Origin of the sequence: Burkholderia thailandensis E264 (assembly GCF_000012365.1) — a bacterium.
GTDB lineage: Bacteria > Pseudomonadota > Gammaproteobacteria > Burkholderiales > Burkholderiaceae > Burkholderia > Burkholderia thailandensis.
On the sequence record NC_007651.1, the window covers coordinates 3,713,151 to 3,731,295 of the forward strand.

Here is an 18,145-nt window from a genome sequence, read left to right on the forward strand (position 1 = left end):
GCGCTTTAGCGCTTACTCTGGTCCCATGCTTTGCGGTCGACCGGAGTGGGGGCTTCAGCGCTTGCTCTGGTCCCATGCTTTGCGGTCGACCGGAGTTAGCGCTTTAGCGCTTGCTCTGGTCCGATGCTTTGCGGTCGACCAGAGTGGGTGCTTCAGCGCTTGCTCTGGTCCCATGCTTTGCGGTCGACCGAAGTCGGTACCTCAGCGCCTGCCCATAGTCCGATACTTCGCAATCGACCAGGGCCGGCGTTGCCGCACCTACCCCAGTCTCGCGCGGTGCGCGGCCCTTGCCGCCGGGCCGCGCACCGCGTGACGAGTAAGGTGCGGGGTCAGCCGACCAGCTTCTCGTAGGCGGCGGCGTCGAGCAGGCTGTCGGTCGATGCGCCGGCCGCCAGCTTGATCTTGAAGAGCCATGCGCCGTACGCGTCGCCGTTCACCTCTTCCGGCGCGTCGGCCACATCCGTGTTGATCGCGATCACTTCGCCGGTCACGGGCGAGTAGATGTCCGACGCGGCTTTCACCGATTCGACGACGCCGACGGCGTCGCCCGCCTTCACCTGCGAGCCGACTTTCGGCAACTCGAGGAAGACGATGTCGCCGAGCGTGGTTTGCGCGTGGTCGGTGATGCCGATCGTCAGCGTGCCGTCGGCTTCGGTGCGAATCCACTCGTGTTCGTCGGTGTATTTCAGTTCGGCCGGGACGTTGCTCATCGAATGCTCCTGAATGGAAAAGGGTGTGATTCTTTCTGGCGCGCAATGGGCGCGCCGGGTGCGGTATCGCCGGGCGGCGCGCCGCCCGGCCCGTTACGCAGCGAGGACCTTGCCGTTGCGCACGAACGGCAGTTTTACCACGCGCGCGGGAAGATTCTTGTCGCGGATCTGCACGTGCACCGTGTCGCCGATGGCGACGCCCTTCGGCACGCGTGCGAACGCGATCGATTCCTGCATCGTCGGCGAGAACGTGCCGCTCGTGATCTCGCCGTCGCCGTGCGGCGTCACGACCTTCTGGTGCGCGCGCAGCACGCCACCCGCGCGGCCGTTCTCCTTCTGCAGGATGAGGCCGACGAATGCCGCGCGCGAGCCGTTCGCTTCGAGCGCGTCGCGGCCGACGAACGCGCGCGGCGCGGCGAGATCGACCGTCCACGCGAGACCGGCGTCGAGCGGCGATACCGTTTCGTCCATGTCCTGGCCGTAGAGATTCATGCCGGCCTCGAGGCGCAGCGTGTCGCGTGCGCCGAGCCCGCACGGGCGCACGCCGCGTTCGGCGAGCGCGTTCCACAGCGCTTCGACGTGCATCGCCGGGACGATGATCTCGAAGCCGTCCTCGCCCGTGTAGCCGGTGCGCGCGACGGTGAGGTCGCCGAACGGCGTGCCTGCGACCTGCGCGGCGTTGAAGGGCTTGAGCTCGCTCGTCGCGGCGCGCGCGGCGGGCACGGTGTCCCACACCTTCGCGCGCGCGTTCGGCCCCTGGACGGCGACGATCGCGAAGTCGCGGCGCGGCGCGATCGTGAGGCCGAAGCCGCCTTGCTCGTTGAGCTGGCTGAACCACGCGACGTCCTTGTCGGCCGTGCCGGCGTTGACGACGACGCGGAAGAAATCCTCGGTGAAGTAGTAGACGATCAGATCGTCGATGACGCCGCCTTGCGGGTTCAGCAGGCACGAATAGAGCGCCTTGCCGGGCGTTTGCAGCTTCGCGACGTTGTTCGCGAGCGCGTGCTCGAAGAACGCACGCACGCGCGGGCCCGTGAAATCGACGACACACATGTGCGACACGTCGAACATGCCGGCATCGGTACGCACCGCCTGGTGCTCTTCGATCTGCGAGCCGTAGTTGACGGGCATGTCCCAGCCGCCGAAATCGACCATGCGGGCGTTGAGGGCGCGATGCGCGGCGTGAAGCGGGGTGATTTTGAGAACGGTCATCGGGGTCCCAGGCAAGGCGGCCGGGACTTGGCCCGGGCGCGAAAACAAAACGGCAACTCGGCGAACCGCCGGCGCGTGAAGCCGCCTGCGATGCGTGCATGCCCCTCTGTCCTCGATACCTGAGAGATTGCGCGGCGGATTCGATCCGGCTCGCGCGCGCCCCTTCGGTGGGCAGCCTGCCCGTGCGTCGCGTTGCGCGCACGCGGCTACTGCCGCTCTCCAGAGTGCGAAAAACGTCGCCCGACGCATGTCGTCAGACGGATTCTTCGACGCGGTCGGTCCTTTTGCCTGAGAGTTTGCGGGTGTGCCCCTTCGGCGGCGCGGCTTGCCTTTCGATCGACAACGAATGGCGGCCGCACGCTCTCCCGACGCGTGCGGGCGAATGTACGCGAGCGCGGATGGGTTGTCAATTTGGGCAAATCGCTGTCGCTTGAAGACAAGCGGCGGCGGACGCCGGGCGTTGGCGGCGCGGGCTGCGGATGATTCGGTGAGCGGTGAGCGGTGAGCGTGCCGGGGTCGGAATCGTGAAGCGTTTCGTCGGCGCGCGCGGCTTGCGCGAAAAAGGCGCCGAAGCCGCGCGCCGAGGCATCGTCGGCCGGGCGGCCCCGGAAGTTCGTGGGGCCGCCGCGCGCTCACTCGCCGATCGCGCGTGCGGCCACGTCGAGCTCCTGATTGAGTACGCGCTGCTCGTCGCCGGACAGGCCGCCGCCGTGCTGGGCCGCCATGTCGGTCGATTCCCGGCGGATCACGTCGAGCCGGCGATGCAGCGCGGCGCCTTGCGGCGGCGGATAGTAGCCTGCGTTCACGCGCGCGTCGATGCGGTGGCTCAGGTTATCGATGCGGCTCTGGATCTGCTGCATCCGCTCGTAGCCGACCACTTGCGGACTGGGGCGAGGCGCGGGCGCGGGCGCCGGGCGCGGCGGCGTGACCACACATGCCGCGAGCGACGAGACGAGGACGCAGCATGCCGCCGCGCGGATCAACCGTTGCATTGCATTCTCCTGATTGTCGATGCCGAACAGGCAATTGGACGAACGGCTCAGACCGGCGTCGAGATGACGTTCGTTCCCGAATTGTTTGTAACCGTTTGTTGGCGCTTGTCGGCGAGCAAAGCCGGGCCGGACGCGAAGGGCACGATCGCGCCGGCCGCGCGCCGCCTGCTCAGACCGCTTCGCGCAAGAACGGCACGCGCCGGCCTTCGCGTTCGCTGCGCATCGCGAGCTCGATGATCGTCATCACGTCGACGGCATCCTGCGGCGCGACGGGGAACGGCGCGCCGTCATGAATCGACGCGGCGAGCGCGCGATAGAACTCCGCGTACTGGCCGTCGAGCGTCGGCACGGGCCGCTCGACCTCGAGGTCGCCGTCGAGTCCGCGCAGCACGCCCGGCGGGTTGCCGCCGCCGAACTCGACGTCGTCCGGCGTGAGGCCCGCCTTCAGTTGATCTTCCTGCGTGTCGAGCCCGTGCTTCTGATAACCGGCCTGCGTGCCGAGCACGGTGAAGCGTGCGGGCTCGATGGCCGCGAGCGCGCTTGCGTGCAGCACGACGTCCTTGTCCGGATAGCCGAGCTGCAGGTGGACGAAGTCGGGCGCATCGCCGTCGTCGCGGCGGGTCTTGATCGTCGCGCTCACCGCGTCCGGCGCGCCGAACAGCGCGAGCGCCTGATCGATCAGGTGCGGGCCGAGGTCGAACAGCAGCCCGCCGCCGCGCGCCGCTTCCTCGCGCCAGCGCGCGCGCACATGCGGGCGGAAGCGGTCGAAGTGCGATTCGAAATAGGTGATGCGGCCGAGTTCGCCGCTTTCGACGAGCTGACGCACGGTCAGGAAATCGCCGTCCCAACGGCGGTTGTGGAACGGCGCGAACACGAGGCCGCGTGCGGTGGCGAGACGCGCGAGCACAAGCGCATCCGCGGCCGACAGCGTGACGGGCTTGTCGACGACTACGTGCTTGCCCGCGTCGAGCGCCCGTTTCGCCAACTCGGCATGCGTGTCGTTCGGCGTCGCGATCACAACGCACTCGACATCCTCGCGCGCGACGAGCGCGTCGAGATCCGGCACGACGACGGCCTCCGGATACGCGGCGGCCGCGCGGTCCGGCTGGCCGGTCGCGATCGCGGCAAGCTGCGTGCGGCCGCTGTGCGCGATGACGGGCGCGTGGAACGTCGCGCCTGCAAAACCGAAACCCATCAAACCAATCTTGAGCGTTGACGACATGAACGATCCTGTCTGCTTGCGAAACGGGGGCGCTGCGGCTCGGACGCCGCGCGGCGACGAATGTCTATTGTGGCATGACGAATCGGGGCGGAACGGCTTGCCGGCGACGTTGGCCGAACGGACAAGGCGTGCGAAAGCCGAACGTCCGCCGCGCGCGACGCGGCCGGACGGCGGGCGGGCAGGCGGCTGACGGCGCCACCACGGTAGGGGGCGATCTCGTTCGACGCCTCTTTCGAGGCCGTCGTCCGATGCCGCGGGCGCGGCGGCCTACCGGACATCGCCGATTCATTCGGGCGGCCACGGGAACGCGGCGCGGCCGCCCGGCGCCGGCTTCGCCGGCTCGCGAAGGCGCGGCCATTCGGAAATGAAGCGCGCGCATCCGTATTCCATCGAACGGCTGCGATCGTCGACGAATCGTCGATGCATGAGCCGGAGGCAGGAACGCGGACGTCGTGGCGCGTCAGCCGGCCGTCGCCCGCCACTGCGTCGCCCCCGCCCGCCGCCTGATCGCGGCGGCGGCCTGCTCGGCCCACGCCGCACAGGCCCGCAGGCCCGGATGAAAGCCGTCCGACGCCATCGCATCGCGCGTGAGCGGCATGTCGATCCGCAGGAACTCGCAAGCGGGTTGCGCGGCGGCCCAGTGCGAAAGCACGGCGTTCAGGCGCCGCGCGCGCAGCCCGAGATACCACCTGAGCGGCTGCGGCAGCGCCGGCAAACGATGCATCGGCGGCACAGCGGTCAGGATCACGTGCGCCGCGCCGAAGCGCGTCGTCAGCCGCTCGACGAGCGCCGCCTGCGCGTCGCGCCAGCGCGAGGGCGGCACGCCGTCCGTCACGTCGTTGACGCCGAGCGACGTGACGACCGCGTCGAAGCGCGCGGCGGGCTCGGCATCGAGCCAGTCGAGCAGATCCCGCGTCGTCGCGCCGGTGCGCGCGAGCAGCCGCCACTCGACGCGATGGAACGGCGCGAGCGCGCGCACGAGTTGCCCGGCGAGCGCGTCGGACTGCGTGGGAACACCGACGCCCGCCGCCGCCGAATCGCCGAGCACGAGCAGACGCAGCGGTGGCCCGGCGCCGTCGACGCCGCTGCGCGGCCCGTCGGCTTCGGCGAGGCGCGGCGTCACCCGCCTGACGTGGCGACCCTGCGCGAGCAGCAGCGGGCCGAGCGCGGCGGTGGCGAAGTGGTATCCCATAGGCGTTCCGTGGTGATGGGCGCGGGGGCGAGCGCGTGCGCTCATGATAGCGGCGCGCGATCGTCAGTCGGGCGCCGCCGCACGCGTGAGCGCGGGCGGCCTCGCGCTTCGCGCCGCGAAGCGCCTCGTCATGCCTTGCACGACGATCGACAGCGCGGCGGCTTCGACGAACGCCGGAATTGCCGGCTGATGCGGCAGCGCGAGTGCGACACACAGGCAGAATGCGGCGAACGAGAAGCGGCCGAGCACCATCGCGCGCAGCAGATGGATGACGAAGTCCGGCCCGTGCGCGCGGTGCGACGATACCGACAGCACGCTGCCGAGGAGCGGGAACACGGCGAGGATGCCGCTCCAGGCGGCGCCGAGCGCGCCGGACAGCGACGTGACGGCAAGCGCAAGCGCCGCGCCCGCGACGAGCCGGCCGGCCAGATCGGCGCGCGACAACGGCGCGCGCGGCGCGACCGCTGCGCCGCGCGGCAGGCAGGACTGACCGACGCATATCGCCACGAGTGCGACGGCCATCGCGGCAAGCGGCGTTGCGGGCAGCCTCACGAGCACGCTCGCGGCGGCGGCCCAGGCGGCGAGGCCGGCCGCGAGCGCGAGCGGGCCACCGGCGTTGGCGGCAGGTCCACGCATACGCGAAGTTGAACGCCTCGGACGCGGCGATTGCGGACAGCGACAGCAGCGCCGCTTGCGCGCCGAAGGCGGGGCCATGCTCGACGGCGACGAGCAGGAGAATCGGACCGGCGACGACCGGCAGCCCGGCGAGCCAGCCCGCGATCGATGGCCCCCACCATCTGCCCGACATCGACACAAGCAGCAGGAACAGCGGGACCAGCGTGAGCTTCAGCGCGAGCATCGCGGGACGTCCGGTAAAAAGGCGATGCTATCAGAACGCCTCGCGACGCGAAGACGCGCAGCGGCCATGCCGCATGCGTGCGTCACGTCGCCGGCAGACGCCCCTGCCGCACGAGCGCCCGGCGCGCATCGGCCGAATGGCCGACGCGGCCGTCGTTTCACATACGCGAAAGAATCGCCGGCCGCCGCCGTGTTAACATGCGCGTCCCGCGAGCCATTTGCCGCGGCCGGCGCCGCCTTGCGCGCGCCGGCCGCGCTTCGCTCGCGGCGCCTTCCGGCTTCGCCGCCGTCAACCGCAACACCATCCGCAATCATGTCCGCAGGCCTGAATCCCGCTCAAAGCGAAGCGGTGCGCTATCTCGACGGTCCCTGCCTCGTGCTCGCCGGCGCGGGCAGCGGCAAGACCCGCGTCATCACGCAGAAGATCGCGCACCTGATCGAAGCAAAAGGCTTCGAGCCGCGCCACATCGCCGCCGTCACGTTCACGAACAAGGCGGCCGCCGAAATGCGCGAGCGCGTCGGCAAGCTTCTCGAGGGCAAGACGCTCACGACGCCCGGCAAGGAAGGCCGCAAGGTGCCCGTCAATCAGCTCACCGTCTGCACGTTCCATTCGCTCGGCGTGCAGATCCTGAGACAGGAGGCCGAGCACGTCGGCCTGAAGCCGCAGTTCTCGATCATGGATTCGGACGACTGCTTCGGGATGATCCAAGAGCAGATCGGCACGACCGACAAGGGCCTGATCCGCAAGATCCAGACGATCATCTCGCTGTGGAAGAACGGCCTCGTCACGCCCGAGGAGGCGATGACGATCGCGGCGAACGAGGACGAGCACCAGGCGGCGCTCGTCTACCGGAACTACGTCGCGACGCTGCACGCGTACCAGGCGGTCGACTTCGACGATCTGATCCGCCTGCCGACCGAGCTGTTCGCGAAGAACGAGCCGGTGCGCGACCGTTGGCAGAACCGGCTGCGCTACCTGCTGATCGACGAATACCAGGACACCAACGCGTGCCAGTACGAACTGCTCAAGCTGCTCGCGGGGCCGCGAGCGGCGTTCACGGCGGTGGGCGACGACGATCAGGCGATCTACGGCTGGCGTGGAGCTACGCTCGAGAATCTCGCGCAACTCGGCAAGGATTTTCCGAAGCTGCACGTGATCAAGCTCGAGCAGAACTATCGCTCGACGGTGCGCATTCTGACGGCGGCGAACAACGTGATCGCGAACAACCCGAAGCTGTTCGAGAAGAAGCTGTGGTCCGAGCACGGGATGGGCGATTCGATCACCGTCACGCCGTGCAACGACGAAGAGCACGAGGCCGAATCCGTCGTGTTCCGCCTGTCGGCGCACAAATTCGAGCGGCGCACCCAGTTTCGCGACTACGCGATCCTGTACCGCGGCAACTTCCAGGCGCGCATCTTCGAGCAAGTGCTGCGGCGCGAGCGGATTCCATACGTGCTGTCGGGCGGCCAGTCGTTCTTCGACAAGGCCGAGATCAAGGATCTGTGCGCGTACCTGCGCCTGATCGCGAACGCCGACGACGATCCGGCGTTCATCCGCGCGGTCACGACGCCGCGCCGCGGGATCGGCAACACGACGCTCGAGGCGCTCGGCGCGTTCGCCGGGCAGGCGAAGGTGTCGCTGTTCGAGGCGGTCTACATGGGCGGGATCGAGGCGCGGCTGTCCGCGCGGCAGATCGAGCCGCTGAGGATCTTCTGCGATTTCATCCAGCGCCTGACCGACCGCGCGGACAAGGAGCCCGCGACCGTCGTGCTCGACGACATGATGGAAGCGATCCACTACGAAGCGTACCTGTACGACGCCTACGACGAACGGCAGGCGCAGACGAAGTGGCAGAACGTGCTCGAATTCCTTGAATGGCTGAAGCGCAAGGGGACGAAGCCGGAGCCGGACGAGGCGGTGGACGGCGAGGCGGAAGGCTTCCACAACGCGGACGGCCTCGCCGATACCGGCAAGAACCTGCTCGGGCTGATCCAGACGGTCGCGCTGATGTCGATGCTCGAAGGCAAGGAAGAAGATCCGGACGCGGTGCGCTTGTCGACCGTGCATGCGTCGAAGGGGCTCGAGTATCCGCACGTGTTCTTGGTCGGCGTCGAGGAAGGGATCATGCCGCACAGCGGCGGCAGCGACGACGGCCCGATCGACGACGAGCGGATCGAGGAAGAGCGCCGGCTGATGTACGTCGCGATCACGCGCGCGCAGCGCAGCCTGCATCTGAACTGGTGCAAGAAGCGCAAGCGGGCGCGCGAGACAATCGTCTGCGAACAGTCGCGTTTCATCGCCGAGATGGGGCTCGACGAGGCGCCGCCGCCGACGCCGGAAGAGGCGCCGATGACGCCGAAGGATCGGCTCGCGAGCCTGAAGGCGCTGCTGCAGAAGTGAGGTGGGCTGGCTGACGAGTTGACTGACTGGCGGCGCGGTGGCGGGCGACGTCGGTGGGTCCGTTGCGTCAGCCCGTTGTTTCGGCCCGTTGTGTTCGATCCTTTGTCGCGCGGCGGCCGAGGCACGGGAACACGGCCGGACAGGCTTGAAAGCACCGGATCGCCGCCGGACGAATTGGCCGATGCGCGGCGGCTTTCCGGCTGCCGGCGCCGACAAAACAGAACCCCCGGCGATGCTTGTGCAGCGCGGGGGTTTTTCGTTGGCTGTTGTGGCGAGCGTGTTACTTGGCGGCGTTGACCATGTAGTCGACCGCGGCCTTCACGTCGGCATCCGACGCGCTCGAGCCACCCTTCGGCGGCATCGCGCCTTTGCCGTGCAGCGCGAAGTTGTAGACGACATCCATCGAATCCTTCAGGCGCGGCGCCCAGTCGGCCTTGTTGCCGAACTTCGGCGCGTTCAGCACGCCGGTGGCGTGGCAGGCCTGGCATGTCGATTCGTACAGCGCCTTGCCGGCCGACGCCGAGCTTTCCGCGTTCGCGCCGGCAGCGGGCGCTTCGCCGGATTTGGGTAGCGCGGCGATCGCGGCCATTGCCGCGGCGGCCTGCGCGTTGGCGGCTGTTGCATCGGATGCGCCCGGCGCGGACGCGGCGGCCGCGCCCGAGGCAGACGCCGCGTTCGCGGCGGGCTGGGCAGGCTCGGCGAATTTCGCGCCGCCCTGATTCGCCATGTAGACGACGGCGCGCGCGAACTCATAGTCGCTATAGTCGTCGGGGTTCGTGCCGCCGCGCGGCGGCATCGCGCCCTTGCCGGTCAGCGCGATGCGCAGGACTTCGTCATAGCCGGCGGCGATGCGCGGCGCCCATGCGGCGGCGTCGCCGAATTTCGGCGCGCCGGCGGCGCCGGTGCCGTGACAGGTCACGCAGACGGCCTTGTAGACTTCCTCGCCCGTTTTGTAGACGCGCGGCGCGTTCGCGTCCTTGATGTCGACCTGGGCGAGGGGGGCGATGCGTTTCGCGACGGCTTCGTCGGACAGACCGTCGGTGCCGGCGCCCGTGCGGAACGCATGATTGGCGTAGGTGGCGAACAGGACGATGATCGCGATCGGGACCACGAATGAGGCGATGACAACTGCGATGAGTTGCCCGGGGGTTTTGATGGGGGCTCCGTGGGGTGCTTCGCTCATGCTTGCCTCGTCTCCATGAATAGGAATTTTGAGCGGTACGGCAATGAATGGCTGCGGATGAAGCTCGGACGATTATAGACGGAACGTTTACATGGCGGCGAGCGATCGGCCGGCGCGTGTTTACCCGCACGTCGGAGGGGCTCGGCGTGCGCGGCGGGGCGATGCGGGAGGGGCGATGCGCGGATGCGGGACCGCGGTGGACGGTCCAACGGAAACGAGGTATCCTTGCGGTCTTGCTACGCGTTGTGACTATCTAGGGTCGCATCGCCTCCGTAAGCGCCCGTAGCTCAATGGATAGAGTACTGCCCTCCGAAGGCAGGGGTTGCTGGTTCGATCCCAGCCGGGCGCGCCAAGTCTTTGTTTTCTTGCGCTTTTTCAGCCGCGTCAGCCGGTTTTGAAGTCAAGCTCACCACGGCGGTAGCGCCAAGCACCACAGTCGCCGCTACACCCGCCGCACGCAGGTTTCCCAAAGCACGTTGCCACACCGAGCTACGCTCTGCGTCCAGTTCCATTTCGACTTCGGCGAGCGTCTCGAACACGGGTACGCCTGCCACCTCTGCAAGCAGCATGATGTCGGCCGCATCGGGCTTGCGTCGGCCCGCTTTCCAGTCACTTATGCGCGAGTGCGGGCGTCCGATTTTCTCGGCGACGGCGAGCTGCGACCCGGTCGCATCCTTGGCGCGTTCGATCAGTTCCGCAATATCCATACGATTCCTCTTGACGTGTACCAAATTGGTACGTAGGATTCCCAAAACGGTACATGTACCAATCAGGTAATGTGCGCAGTCTAACAGCCCATGGGGAAAGGTAAACCCCGTGATGATGGGGCCATATCAAAAGCGAACGGGGGTGAGTGGTGCCGAAATACCAAGTTCATGCCTACACGCAGTGCGGTAACAACCGCGTTGCCGTCATCGATGTGAGCGCCCGGGGTGTCGAGGGTGCCCGCGAAAAGGCCCGCGACGCTCTGCGTCGGGCAGGCCGAAAACCGGACCTCTGCACGTTGGTCCCGGTGGAAGTCTCCCAGCCTCGCAACCCGTTTCCCCTGTAGTGCGCCGCGTCGACATTCACCCTCGGATGACGCGGTGTTTTGTGGGCGGCTGACCTAGCGTCCACCTTTTTCGATTAGCGCGTTCGTCGCGCATGCATGCGGAGTCCACGCGGCTCCGTTCAATGTGAATAGCAGTCCTAAATCAAAGGAACCGAGATGAGCAAGCAAAAGTTGACGATTCTGCAAGTGGTCCCGCGCGGTGGTATCTCGAAGCGCACGAACCAGCCGTGGGAAATCCACACGGCGCAATGCGTGCTGGAGCAGGAGACCAGCGAGGGCAAACAGATTCTCGTCGGAACGATCAACCTGCCGAACGCGCTGAAGGATTCGCAACCCGGTGACTACCTCGCGGAGTTCGCGCTTCAACAGTCGATGGAAGGCAAGCTCGAACCGCGCATCGTCTCGCTTGTTCCGTTCGGCCGACCGACCGCGAAACCGGCCGCGCACGCTACCGCATAGCCCGTCATGGGCAGCCGGCCGTTCGAAGCTGGCCCACCCGAACGGTCCTCTACACCCGGGCCAGAACCTGAGAGAGAAAGAGTATGAAGAAACTGTTTGCAGCAGCAGCTACGGCGGTCGCAAGCGCGGGCGCATTCGCGGCGGATGCGGGCACCCCGGCGATGGATGTGACGGCCGTCGTGAACGCGATCAACGGCATTAGCCCGAACATCGTTCTCGTCGGCACGGCGGTGCTCGCGCTGGCGGCGGTGACGTTCGGCTACCGCACGGTGCGCAGCTTCATCGGTCGCTGATCGAGCGGCACGACAGGCCCCCGGTATGCCTTGGCACGCCGGGGGTTTTTCATTGGAGGGGGTATGGCGCAGGGTATCGACGTAGTGGTGTGTGGCGCTGCTTCCGGTGCCGCCGCGTCAAGCGCTCAAGTTCCGTGCACGTTGTCGGATGGCTCGGCCGGTGTGCAGCAGGTCGCGCACCTGACGCTCGTCGGCGATGGGACAACCGGCGATGTGCCCGTCCCGGGTGGCATCGAAGCGGGTATGGCGGTGGGTAGCGCGGTGCTTCTGGTGCTGGCGATGGCGTTCGGTCTGCGTGCGCTGCGTCGCTTCGTGGATTCCGCTTCGGAGAGTTGATCGTGATTCTGTACTACATCGAATTCGCGGTGACTGTCGTCACCTTGTACACAGCCGGTTTGATATTGATGTCATGAGGCTTGCTCACTTTTTCATCGTCGCGTTGCTGTTCGCTTCGTTGGCGACGGCAAATGCGGCCGGTCCAGTACCAGCGCCAAAAGCGGCTGTCCGCTTTGACACGCGCGGAAATATTGTGATGGAGCCTGGAACCACAGCTAAACCTGCGGGACCGCTTGATCGCGTCGTGGAGGCGACCGGTTCAGGTTCGGTTGTCGATCGTGTGGTGGTCGAGACAGAGTCCCGGCCTTCGATGCAGTTGGCGGGTGTGATTGCCGCGACTGAAGCAAAGCGAGGTTATGAGGTCTCGGGCGCGCAAGTCGAGGCGACGGCTAGAGCGATCAATACGATCACTGGAGTTACTAGCTCCACTATCGGCGGCATTGCAGTGGCCAGCTGCGCGCTCGGAGGTGGATTTTTGGGCGTTGCTGCGTGCTACGCGCTCGGTGCTGCCTTCGGTGCATCCGTACAGCTTGCGATTGACGGCTTGATACGCTTGATATTTCCGAAGAAGCCGTCGGTCACGCTCGATGCAGTGGCGGATGCGACACGGGGGCACGTTGGCGAGCCTTGTCCGACTAGTGGCTACGTCTATTGGGGTTTCGTGTGCACGGGCAATACTGACGCTGCCGACTGCTGGCCGGATCAGCGCCGCCCCACTGACAGCATGTATCTTGCTGTCAAGGATATGCCGGCGCGAGTTGTTATTCACGGCCATAACTTCACCGCATATCTCAGCGACGTGTATGCGTCATGTGCGCGCGAAGCGACGTACGTTGATATTCAAGGGCGTCCGCAAACTGTGTCGGATACCGTGAAATCGCTGGAGAATGCGGAGCGCGCTAAGCCGGTCAGTCCGAAAATTGTCGCGGCGCTCGCGAACGAGCTATGGAAGCAGGCCAGCAATCAACCCGGCTATCAGGGTGTACCTTTTGATCCAAGCTACCCGATTAGTGAGGACGACGTTAGTAGCTGGAATGCGCAGAATCCCCAGTGGGTTCCCAATGTGGGCGAATTCACGTCGGTGAGTCCCGGCACGCGCGCAGGCGGCGGATCGATGGGGTTTCCGATGCCGAACGGCAACCCTGGGGCCAGTCCGGGTACTGATCCCGGAACGAACCCGGGCACGAATCCCGGAACCAACCCGGGCACGAATCCGGGAGCCAACCCGGGCACGAATCCGGGCACGAATCCGGGAACCAACCCGGGTACGAACCCCGGAACCGATCCGGGCACGAACCCGGGGACAAATCCCGGCACTGATCCGGGAACGAATCCCGGCACCAATCCGGGGACTAACCCGGGCACAGGTCCGGGAGATACCGGTAAGCCTCAGCCACCGTGGCCTGATGTGTGCGTGCTTCACCCCGACGCGTCCGGTTGCGCACCCCTCGGTAGTGCGAATGATGTGGACGTGAAGCGCGAATCGAAGGGCGTGTCGCTGTCACCGATCTCAATCGGCCTGAACAACGGCGTTTGCCCGCGGCCCTATGAGGTCGTCGTGTTCGACGCGCGCCTATCGTTCAGCTATCAACCGATTTGCGATCTGGCTGTGAGGCTGCGGCCGCTGGTGCTCATGCTGTCGGCGCTCGGCGCGGGTCTCATCTTCGTTATGGGGCTAATGGCATGAGCTGGGCGACCCTGCTTATATCGCTGGTTGGTCCGATCGTCACGCGTGTATTGGTGGCGCTCGGCATCGGTTTCCTGACGGTGACCGGCATCGACTTAGCACTGAATCAGGTGATTCAGTGGATGACTGCGAGCGTTGGCGGGTTGGCGGCCGATATCGCGAACGTGCTGGCGCTCGGCGGCGTTGGCGACGGCATCGCGTATGTGCTCGGCGGCTTGTCGGCCCGCGTTTCGTTCTACCTGCTCACGTCTACAACAAAAATGGTGTTCAGCAAATGATCACGCTGATTACAGGGGTGCCGGGTAGCGGTAAGACGCTGTATGCGGTGTGGCTGCTGACGAAGCTTGCGAAAGGGCGTCGCGTGCTGGTCGATGGCATTCGCGACCTTGCCGTCGAGCACGTCGAAATTGATGAACCGTGGTTGCGGCAATGGCATGTGAACGCGCAGGCGCACGACCTGATCGTCATCGATGAGGCCCAGCGCATCTACCCACCGACGACCGCAAGCCAAAAGCCGACGCCGGACGTCGAGCAGCTGCACGTTCATCGACATATGGGCGTTGACTTCATCATCATCACGCAGCATCCGCAGCGCATCAGCAAGACGGTGCGCGATCTCGTCGGTCGACACGTCCATGTGCGCAACCTGTTCGGGCTGAAGCGCGCGATGCTGTACGAATGGGATCACTGCCACAACCCGAGCAGCTTGAAAGACGCGGTGAAGCGCCAATGGTCGTATCCGCGCGAGGTGTTCAAGCTGTATACGAGCGCCGAGGTTCACACGAAGAAACAGGCGGTCATTCCCAAGGCGTTGTATGTCGTGCCGGTCGCGCTGGTCGTGTTCGTCGTGCTGGCCGTGAAGATTTATCACAGGGCGCACGAAGGCTTCGGCACTGCACAAGCTGCAACGGCAACGGCTGCGGTCCCGGCGTCGCAACCGGCGACGGCAACGCGTCCAGCTGACGCAAGCAAGTCGGCTGAATGGCGAGTGGCCGGGCGTTACGCGGTGGCCGGTGTCGCGTATGTCGTGGTGGTAGGGGCGGATAGTCGATTGCGCGCGGTTCCGGCGTCTGAGTTTCGCGGCGAGGGCGTGCGTCTGGTCGGCGAAGTGGACGGAAAGATGACGAGCGGGTGGACGGGCGTGCAGGGTGGAAAAACAGAACAAAACGGGGGTGTGAGATGAGGCGATATGGTGCGCTGCTTGGCGCGTTGATGCTGTCGAGTGGGTGGGTGCATGCGGCTGGCTCGGTTCCGCCGTTGCCGACCCTGCCAGCTGACTCCAGTTTGGCTGCCGCGGCGTCTGCGCCACCTTTGCCCGCACCGTCGCCGCTCACGCCGCTCAAGCACGTTCGCGGGACGGCGTTTGACCTGCGGTTCGTCACGGTGGCGCAGGTGGTCGACCTGATCTATCAGGACGCAATGCGCACGCCTTATGTGCTCGGCCCGGATGTGCTGACCGACACTCGTCTTGTGTCATTCCGTCTGGACGATCAGAGCCGCGATGTGCGCGACGTGATGGTGGATTTCCTCGATTCGCTCGGCTTTCAGGTAGTCACGAAAAACGGCGTCGATTACGTGATGAGAAAGCCGGGCGCCGTGCTCGCGAAAGCGGATCGCGATGTGTACGTATACAAACCGCGATACCGGAAGGCCAGCGATTTACGCGAGCTGGTAGAGCCGTTGATTGGCTCGCACTCGATGCTGCCACCGGTATCCGTTGGCCCGGTCGCTGGCGAGTCTGCTGGTGCCGTACAGGTGCCGGGCGCACCGGCTGCGGTGCCGACTAACGCGCCTGTTGCTCAACCAGTTGCGAGCGGTGTTCAGGCGCGCGGCGGTGAGCTGGTGATCGTCGGCTCGCGCGATGAGGTTGCCATGCTGCGCAAACTGGTTCCCGAGCTGGACACTGCGCCGGGCGAGGTGGTGGTGCGCGGCTGGGCGTATGAAGTGACCAACACCGATTCGACCAATTCGGCGTGGAGCATCGCGGCGAAGGTGCTGGGCGGTCAGCTTCGAATCTCGAGCGGCGACACGTCATCCGACAAGAGCGCGGTGCGATTCACCGGGCCGGGCATCGACGCGGCGATATCTGCGCTCAATGCCGATTCGCGGTTCAAGGTCATCAGTTCGCCGCATGTGCGGATCGCGTCGGGCGAGCGGGTGCGGCTGAACGTCGGGCAGCAGGTGCCGACGCAATCAAGCGTGAGCTACCAAGGGTCGAGCGGCACGCCGGTTCAGTCGATCACCTATCAGGACGCCGGGCTGATTTTCGACGTTGAGCCTACGGTGATGCGTGACGCGATCGAACTGCGCGTGCATGAGGAGATCTCCGATTTTGTCCCGACGAAAACCGGCGTCGATACGTCGCCGACAAAGAACACGCGCCAGCTACAGACCGTCACACGGCTGACGGATGGCGAGGTCGTGGTGCTGGGCGGGCTGATTCAGGACCGGAATTCGACGGCGCGTAGCGGTTACGCGTGGCTGCCGAGCTTTCTTGATGGTCGATCAAGCTCGAAGCAGCGCACGGAGGTGCTGCTCGTACTACAGGTACAGCGGATTTAACGTTACTCGTAACAAATATTTATTTATCGTTACTCGTAACGTAAAATAAGAACATTGTCGATATGGAGTGTGCGTCATGATCCAACCCGAAGACACGAAAACAATTCCGTTACCGCTTCCAGCCGTAACGGGAAAGCGTGGTCGCGGTCGCCCGCGCAAGGAAGGTGGGTCGATGACGAACGCGGAGCGGCAAGCGGCATTCCGTGCGCGGCGCAAGGCGTCAGGCAATCCCGTTACGGTAACGAAAAATATTCCACCTGCTGTCGACGCTTATGACGAGCTAGTAATGGAGAACGAGCGGCTTCGCGAAGAATTGGCGCAACTCCGTCGCGATTTAGAGGCGTCGAAGCGCAAGGCTATCGACCCGCAACGTTCGCGTTCGTCAGTCGTGCATGAGGTTGATTGGGTTCGGCGAGTGGTGCGATTGCCGATTCATGCGAGCAAGGATTACGAGCGTCGCCGATTCAGTTTTACCGTCGACCAACGGGCACATTTCGCGCTTGATCGGCTGGCGGTTGATGCGGGGCTATCAAAGGCAGAAGTGGTCGAGCGCTTGGCGTATTGGGCCGACGAGTTGATGCTCGGGGCGTTTGAGTACGACAAGGACGGATTTAATCGTTATCTCGATCGCGGGCGTAACGAAAAATCGGGCGTCTAGCGTCGGGAGTGTCCGGCCGAGGCCGAAGCGGCGTAGGGCGACGGCGGCAATGCGAAGTCCTGGCCTTTGTCGCGCGGCTCAGCGCGGCCCGCCGGACCGAGTAGCGGGTAATCGCGGGGGGCGGGGAGCGAAGGCGCTGCGGCGGTGGCCCCTCCATTCTGCAAGGCACTGCCGCGCGGGGCGCTTCCGGCGCGATTGGGGCGGGCGTAGGCGGTTCGGTGGCGAGGGGGTGGGGGTTGAAGTGCGCGGGGCTCGCCCAGCGCAGCAGAGCGCGCCGGGCGGGCCGCGCGCAGCGCGGCCCCTAAACTTGTATCAGGGACACTTAACGGATACGGGACACGGACGCAGGCATAGAGCGAGGCGGAGCAAGGACAGAAAGACAGCTCGGAAAAAAGAAAAGCCCTGAACGCTGGCACGGTCAGGGCTTGGTGAAACAGCGCATTACAAGGGTGATTGCAATGCACGACGCAAGTATAGGCGACTTCTCGCCGTTCCGTAGAGAGTGGGTGATCCGTGGCCGGAATTTCGGTGATGGGCAGGTCGAAGTGACGGCGACGCGGTTTGATCGGTACATGGGCGCACTGTCGTTGAACGCGAGGCCCAAGGCGAAACGCGGGGAGTCGGAGAACAGTGAATCGAACCTGCTCGATGCGGCGAAGCGTGCCAAGCAGCAGGTGCGGCTACGGTGTAAGGCGATTGGAGCGGATCGAATGATCACGTTGACGTACCGCGAGAACATGCAGGACAAAGCCCGCCTGAAGCGTGATTTCGACGCGCTGCGCCGGCGTCTCGCGAAGCTGTCGACCTTCCAGTATGTCGCGACGCCTGAGCGTCAGAAGCGGGGTGCGTGGCACCTCCACGTGGCGGTCAAGGGCCGTCAGAACTATCGAGTGCTGCGCTCGATCTGGCAAAGCATCGTAGGCGTCGGGAATGGGCAGATTAACGTCCGAAACCCGTTCAAGGAAAGGGGCCTGCGGCACAAGCTCGCGGCCTACCTGGCGAAGTACATCACGAAGGATTTCGCGGAACACGCGCTGAATGAAAAGCGGTATTGGACAAGCCGCGGCGTCGTCGTTCCGGAGGTTATGCCGATCGATCACATTGCCGCGAATGATCCGGCGGAAGCCCTGAAGGTTGCGTTCAATGCGGCTTTGCAGGCGGGCGCGACGCTTGACCGCTGTCAAGCGTTTTGGCGGCAGGAGTTGGGCGTGTTCTGGTTATCGACGCGCGAGAATTAGACCAATTATGTAAATGGATTTAAGCATAGAATCGCAACTGTCGATATTCTGGTGATTCAATAGCGCTAGAGGCGTTTGGAATGACATTTGA

The 18,145-nt window shown here is 65.3% G+C and carries 16 protein-coding genes, 1 tRNA gene, 2 pseudogenes and 2 riboswitches; of the genes and pseudogenes, 11 read left to right on the forward strand and 8 right to left on the reverse strand.

Annotated features, from left to right (window positions below):
* Positions 1 to 329: 329 nt before the first annotated feature.
* The 6 genes and pseudogenes from gcvH to BTH_RS28780 all read right to left on the reverse strand — a co-directional run bounded on the left by gcvH (position 330) and on the right by BTH_RS28780 (position 6,187).
* Positions 330 to 710 (reverse strand): glycine cleavage system protein GcvH, encoded by a 381-nt coding sequence (gcvH, locus tag BTH_RS28755; RefSeq protein ID WP_009906658.1) that lies wholly within the window; start codon positions 708 to 710, stop codon positions 330 to 332.
* Positions 711 to 803: 93 nt separating this feature from the next.
* Positions 804 to 1,922: a glycine cleavage system aminomethyltransferase GcvT gene (gene gcvT, locus BTH_RS28760; RefSeq protein ID WP_009906659.1), complete on the reverse strand. Its 1,119-nt coding sequence runs from the start codon at positions 1,920 to 1,922 to the stop codon at positions 804 to 806.
* 96 nt (positions 1,923 to 2,018) lie between these two features.
* Positions 2,019 to 2,155, reverse strand: a riboswitch (glycine riboswitch).
* Positions 2,156 to 2,187: 32 nt separating this feature from the next.
* Positions 2,188 to 2,300: riboswitch (glycine riboswitch) on the reverse strand.
* Positions 2,301 to 2,554: 254 nt separating this feature from the next.
* Positions 2,555 to 2,914: a hypothetical protein gene (locus BTH_RS28765; RefSeq protein ID WP_009906661.1), complete on the reverse strand. Its 360-nt coding sequence runs from the start codon at positions 2,912 to 2,914 to the stop codon at positions 2,555 to 2,557.
* Between the two features lie 169 nt (positions 2,915 to 3,083).
* Positions 3,084 to 4,136 carry an oxidoreductase gene (locus tag BTH_RS28770; protein WP_011402638.1) on the reverse strand — a complete coding sequence of 351 codons (1,053 nt, stop codon included), beginning with the start codon at positions 4,134 to 4,136 and terminating at the stop codon, positions 3,084 to 3,086.
* Positions 4,137 to 4,596: 460 nt separating this feature from the next.
* Positions 4,597 to 5,328 carry an SGNH/GDSL hydrolase family protein gene (locus tag BTH_RS28775; RefSeq protein WP_009910205.1) on the reverse strand — a complete coding sequence of 244 codons (732 nt, stop codon included), beginning with the start codon at positions 5,326 to 5,328 and terminating at the stop codon, positions 4,597 to 4,599.
* 63 nt (positions 5,329 to 5,391) lie between these two features.
* Positions 5,392 to 6,187 (reverse strand): annotated as a pseudogene (locus tag BTH_RS28780) (hypothetical protein).
* Positions 6,188 to 6,499: 312 nt separating this feature from the next.
* On the opposite strand from BTH_RS28780, the gene BTH_RS28785 reads away from it, so the two are divergent.
* Positions 6,500 to 8,587, forward strand: coding sequence for a UvrD-helicase domain-containing protein (locus tag BTH_RS28785; RefSeq protein WP_025369702.1), 2,088 nt, complete (start codon positions 6,500 to 6,502; stop codon positions 8,585 to 8,587).
* A 280-nt stretch (positions 8,588 to 8,867) separates the two neighbouring features.
* Here BTH_RS28785 and BTH_RS28790 read toward each other — a convergent pair whose 3' ends face one another.
* Positions 8,868 to 9,770, reverse strand: coding sequence for a c-type cytochrome (locus BTH_RS28790; protein ID WP_011402642.1), 903 nt, complete (start codon positions 9,768 to 9,770; stop codon positions 8,868 to 8,870).
* Between the two features lie 276 nt (positions 9,771 to 10,046).
* Here BTH_RS28790 and BTH_RS28795 point away from each other — a divergent pair.
* Positions 10,047 to 10,122 (forward strand) — tRNA-Arg (locus BTH_RS28795).
* Positions 10,123 to 10,366: 244 nt separating this feature from the next.
* On the opposite strand, the pseudogene BTH_RS35430 reads toward BTH_RS28795, so the two are convergent.
* Positions 10,367 to 10,477, reverse strand: a pseudogene (locus BTH_RS35430) (transcriptional regulator); the annotation flags it as partial.
* 500 nt (positions 10,478 to 10,977) lie between these two features.
* Between BTH_RS35430 and BTH_RS28805 the strand changes: the two are divergent.
* The 9 genes from BTH_RS28805 to BTH_RS28845 all read left to right on the forward strand — a co-directional run bounded on the left by BTH_RS28805 (position 10,978) and on the right by BTH_RS28845 (position 18,054).
* Positions 10,978 to 11,280: a hypothetical protein gene (locus BTH_RS28805; protein WP_011402644.1), complete on the forward strand. Its 303-nt coding sequence runs from the start codon at positions 10,978 to 10,980 to the stop codon at positions 11,278 to 11,280.
* 83 nt (positions 11,281 to 11,363) lie between these two features.
* Entirely contained in the window at positions 11,364 to 11,573 is a 210-nt protein-coding gene (locus BTH_RS28810; RefSeq protein WP_011402645.1) for a major capsid protein, read from the forward strand.
* Positions 11,574 to 11,636: 63 nt separating this feature from the next.
* Positions 11,637 to 11,909: a hypothetical protein gene (locus BTH_RS28815; RefSeq protein WP_025404144.1), complete on the forward strand. Its 273-nt coding sequence runs from the start codon at positions 11,637 to 11,639 to the stop codon at positions 11,907 to 11,909.
* 73 nt (positions 11,910 to 11,982) lie between these two features.
* Entirely contained in the window at positions 11,983 to 13,596 is a 1,614-nt protein-coding gene (locus BTH_RS34155) for an IgG-binding virulence factor TspB family protein (RefSeq protein WP_011402647.1), read from the forward strand.
* Positions 13,593 to 13,874: a DUF2523 domain-containing protein gene (locus BTH_RS28825; RefSeq protein WP_025404146.1), complete on the forward strand. Its 282-nt coding sequence runs from the start codon at positions 13,593 to 13,595 to the stop codon at positions 13,872 to 13,874. The genes BTH_RS34155 and BTH_RS28825 overlap by 4 nt, the downstream gene beginning before the upstream one ends.
* The gene (locus BTH_RS28830; protein ID WP_025404147.1) at positions 13,871 to 14,779 is read left to right on the forward strand and encodes a zonular occludens toxin domain-containing protein; all 909 of its coding nucleotides are present in this window, start codon (positions 13,871 to 13,873) and stop codon (positions 14,777 to 14,779) included. Before BTH_RS28825 ends, BTH_RS28830 begins: the two co-directional genes overlap by 4 nt.
* On the forward strand, positions 14,776 to 16,158 hold the full coding sequence (locus BTH_RS28835) for a type II secretion system protein GspD (RefSeq protein WP_011402649.1): 1,383 nt from the start codon (positions 14,776 to 14,778) through the stop codon (positions 16,156 to 16,158). Before BTH_RS28830 ends, BTH_RS28835 begins: the two co-directional genes overlap by 4 nt.
* 76 nt (positions 16,159 to 16,234) lie before the next feature.
* Entirely contained in the window at positions 16,235 to 16,816 is a 582-nt protein-coding gene (locus BTH_RS28840) for a hypothetical protein (RefSeq protein ID WP_043300356.1), read from the forward strand.
* Positions 16,817 to 17,274: 458 nt separating this feature from the next.
* Entirely contained in the window at positions 17,275 to 18,054 is a 780-nt protein-coding gene (locus BTH_RS28845; RefSeq protein ID WP_011402651.1) for a rolling circle replication-associated protein, read from the forward strand.
* Positions 18,055 to 18,145 lie beyond the last annotated feature (91 nt).

Excerpts from the sequence above, each read along its gene's own strand:
- gcvH (WP_009906658.1), bottom strand. The coding sequence starts at position 710 with ATGAGCAACGTCCCGGCCGAACTGAAATACACCGACGAACACGAGTGG.
- gcvT (WP_009906659.1), bottom strand. The coding sequence starts at position 1,922 with ATGACCGTTCTCAAAATCACCCCGCTTCACGCCGCGCATCGCGCCCTC.
- BTH_RS28765 (WP_009906661.1), bottom strand. The coding sequence starts at position 2,914 with ATGCAACGGTTGATCCGCGCGGCGGCATGCTGCGTCCTCGTCTCGTCG.
- BTH_RS28770 (WP_011402638.1), bottom strand. The coding sequence starts at position 4,136 with ATGTCGTCAACGCTCAAGATTGGTTTGATGGGTTTCGGTTTTGCAGGC.
- BTH_RS28775 (WP_009910205.1), bottom strand. The coding sequence starts at position 5,328 with ATGGGATACCACTTCGCCACCGCCGCGCTCGGCCCGCTGCTGCTCGCG.
- BTH_RS28785 (WP_025369702.1), top strand. The coding sequence starts at position 6,500 with ATGTCCGCAGGCCTGAATCCCGCTCAAAGCGAAGCGGTGCGCTATCTC.
- BTH_RS28790 (WP_011402642.1), bottom strand. The coding sequence starts at position 9,770 with ATGAGCGAAGCACCCCACGGAGCCCCCATCAAAACCCCCGGGCAACTC.
- BTH_RS28805 (WP_011402644.1), top strand. The coding sequence starts at position 10,978 with ATGAGCAAGCAAAAGTTGACGATTCTGCAAGTGGTCCCGCGCGGTGGT.
- BTH_RS28810 (WP_011402645.1), top strand. The coding sequence starts at position 11,364 with ATGAAGAAACTGTTTGCAGCAGCAGCTACGGCGGTCGCAAGCGCGGGC.
- BTH_RS28815 (WP_025404144.1), top strand. The coding sequence starts at position 11,637 with ATGGCGCAGGGTATCGACGTAGTGGTGTGTGGCGCTGCTTCCGGTGCC.
- BTH_RS34155 (WP_011402647.1), top strand. The coding sequence starts at position 11,983 with ATGAGGCTTGCTCACTTTTTCATCGTCGCGTTGCTGTTCGCTTCGTTG.
- BTH_RS28825 (WP_025404146.1), top strand. The coding sequence starts at position 13,593 with ATGAGCTGGGCGACCCTGCTTATATCGCTGGTTGGTCCGATCGTCACG.
- BTH_RS28830 (WP_025404147.1), top strand. The coding sequence starts at position 13,871 with ATGATCACGCTGATTACAGGGGTGCCGGGTAGCGGTAAGACGCTGTAT.
- BTH_RS28835 (WP_011402649.1), top strand. The coding sequence starts at position 14,776 with ATGAGGCGATATGGTGCGCTGCTTGGCGCGTTGATGCTGTCGAGTGGG.
- BTH_RS28840 (WP_043300356.1), top strand. The coding sequence starts at position 16,235 with ATGATCCAACCCGAAGACACGAAAACAATTCCGTTACCGCTTCCAGCC.
- BTH_RS28845 (WP_011402651.1), top strand. The coding sequence starts at position 17,275 with ATGCACGACGCAAGTATAGGCGACTTCTCGCCGTTCCGTAGAGAGTGG.